A 3,039-nucleotide genomic window follows, 5' to 3' on the forward strand; every position below is an offset into this window, starting at 1 on the left:
TTCATTTTGGTTAAGTCCTCGATCGATTAGTATTCGTCAGCTGCACACGTCACCGCGCTTCCACCTCGAACCTATCTACCTCATCGTCTTTGAGGGATCTTACTTACTTGCGTAATGGGAAATCTCATCTTGAGGGGGGCTTCATGCTTAGATGCTTTCAGCACTTATCCCGGCCACACATAGCTACCCAGCGATGCTCTTGGCAGAACAACTGGTACACCAGCGGTGTGTCCATCCCGGTCCTCTCGTACTAAGGACAGCTCCTCTCAAATTTCCTACGCCCACGACGGATAGGGACCGAACTGTCTCACGACGTTCTGAACCCAGCTCGCGTACCGCTTTAATGGGCGAACAGCCCAACCCTTGGGACCGACTACAGCCCCAGGATGCGATGAGCCGACATCGAGGTGCCAAACCTCCCCGTCGATGTGGACTCTTGGGGGAGATAAGCCTGTTATCCCCGGGGTAGCTTTTATCCGTTGAGCGATGGCCCTTCCATGCGGAACCACCGGATCACTAAGCCCGTCTTTCGACCCTGCTCGACTTGTAGGTCTCGCAGTCAAGCTCCCTTCTGCCTTTACACTCTACGAATGATTTCCAACCATTCTGAGGGAACCTTTGGGCGCCTCCGTTACACTTTAGGAGGCGACCGCCCCAGTCAAACTGCCCGCCTGACACTGTCTCCTGCCCCGCTAAGGGGCAAGGGTTAGAAGTTCAATACAACCAGGGTAGTATCCCACCGACGCCTCCTCCGAAGCTGGCGCTCCGGAATCTCAGGCTCCTACCTATCCTGTACAAGTTGTACCAAAATTCAATATCAGGCTACAGTAAAGCTCCACGGGGTCTTTCCGTCCTGTCGCGGGTAACCTGCATCTTCACAGGTACTATAATTTCACCGAGTCTCTCGTTGAGACAGTGCCCAGATCGTTACGCCTTTCGTGCGGGTCGGAACTTACCCGACAAGGAATTTCGCTACCTTAGGACCGTTATAGTTACGGCCGCCGTTTACTGGGGCTTCAATTCGCACCTTCGCTTGCGCTAAGCACTCCTCTTAACCTTCCAGCACCGGGCAGGCGTCAGCCCCTATACGTCACCTTACGGTTTTGCAGAGACCTGTGTTTTTGCTAAACAGTCGCCTGGGCCTATTCACTGCGGCTCTCTCGGGCTTTAACACCCTAATAGAGCACCCCTTCTCCCGAAGTTACGGGGTCATTTTGCCGAGTTCCTTAACGAGAGTTCTCTCGCTCACCTTAGGATTCTCTCCTCGACTACCTGTGTCGGTTTGCGGTACGGGCACCTTCCACCTCGTTAGAGGCTTTTCTTGGCAGTGTGAAATCAGGAACTCAGACCTAATGGTCCTTGTCATCACAGCTCAACGTTATAGGAACGGGATTTGCCTCATTCCACGCCTTACTGCTTGAACGTACATAACCAACAGTACGCTTACCCTATCCTTCTGCGTCCCCCCATTACTCAAACGGTGGAGTGGTGGTACAGGAATATCAACCTGTTGTCCATCGCCTACGCCTATCGGCCTCGGCTTAGGTCCCGACTAACCCTGAGCGGACGAGCCTTCCTCAGGAAACCTTAGTCATTCGGTGGACGGGATTCTCACCCGTCTTTCGCTACTCATACCGGCATTCTCACTTCTAAGCGCTCCACCAGTCCTTCCGGTCTAGCTTCAACGCCCTTAGAACGCTCTCCTACCACGGATTCCATACGGAATCCATCCACAGCTTCGGTGAATTGTTTAGCCCCGATACATTTTCGGCGCAGCGTCACTCGACCAGTGAGCTATTACGCACTCTTTAAATGATGGCTGCTTCTAAGCCAACATCCTGGTTGTCTAAGCAACGCCACATCCTTTTCCACTTAACAATTACTTGGGGACCTTAGCTGGTGGTCTGGGCTGTTTCCCTCTTGACTACGGATCTTATCACTCGCAGTCTGACTCCCAATTATAAATCTCTGGCATTCGGAGTTTGTCTGAATTCGGTAACCCGGGATGGGCCCCTAGTCCAAACAGTGCTCTACCTCCAGGATTCTCAAAATTGAGGCTAGCCCTAAAGCTATTTCGGAGAGAACCAGCTATCTCCAGGTTCGATTGGAATTTCTCCGCTACCCACACCTCATCCCCGCACTTTTCAACGTGCGTGGGTTCGGGCCTCCAGTAAGTGTTACCTTACCTTCACCCTGGACATGGGTAGATCACCTGGTTTCGGGTCTACAACTACATACTCTATCGCCCTATTCAGACTCGCTTTCGCTGCGGCTCCGCCTTCTCAGCTTAACCTTGCATGCAATCGTAACTCGCCGGTTCATTCTACAAAAGGCACGCTATCACCCATTAACGGGCTCTAACTACTTGTAGGCACACGGTTTCAGGATCTCTTTCACTCCCCTTCCGGGGTGCTTTTCACCTTTCCCTCACGGTACTGGTTCACTATCGGTCACTAGGTAGTATTTAGCCTTGGGAGATGGTCCTCCCAGATTCCGACGGAATTTCACGTGTTCCGCCGTACTCAGGATCCACTCAGGAGAGAACGAACTTTCGACTACAGGGCTTTTACCTGCTRCGGCGGACCTTTCCAGATCGCTTCGTCTAACTCGTTCCTTTGTAACTCCGTATTGAGTGTCCTACAACCCCAAGAAGCAAGCTTCTTGGTTTGGGCTCTTCCCGTTTCGCTCGCCGCTACTCAGGGAATCGAATTTCTTTCTCTTCCTCCAGGTACTTAGATGTTTCAGTTCCCTGGGTGTGCCACGGATGCGCTATGTATTCACGCAAACGTACTGCTCTATTAAAAACAGTGGGTTTCCCCATTCGGAAATCTCCGGATCAAAGCTTACTTACAGCTCCCCGAAGCATATCGGTGTTAGTACCGTCCTTCATCGGCTCCTAGTGCCAAGGCATTCACCGTGCGCCCTTATTAACTTAACCTAAAAGTTAAAAAGTTCTTACGCATACAACCGAAGTTGTATGTTGAATTACTTGAATGTTTATTGCTTTCAATGTCGTTTTATCCAGTTTTCAAAGAACAA

1 rRNA gene is annotated in these 3,039 nt (G+C 51.3%); it reads right to left on the reverse strand.

Annotated elements, in window-relative coordinates:
• Window positions 1-6: 6 nt before the first annotated feature.
• Window positions 7-2,938, reverse strand: a 23S ribosomal RNA gene (locus tag AC1DSK_RS17190).
• Window positions 2,939-3,039: the final 101 nt, after the last annotated feature.

Source organism: Paenisporosarcina sp. P4_B8, from assembly GCF_056402175.1.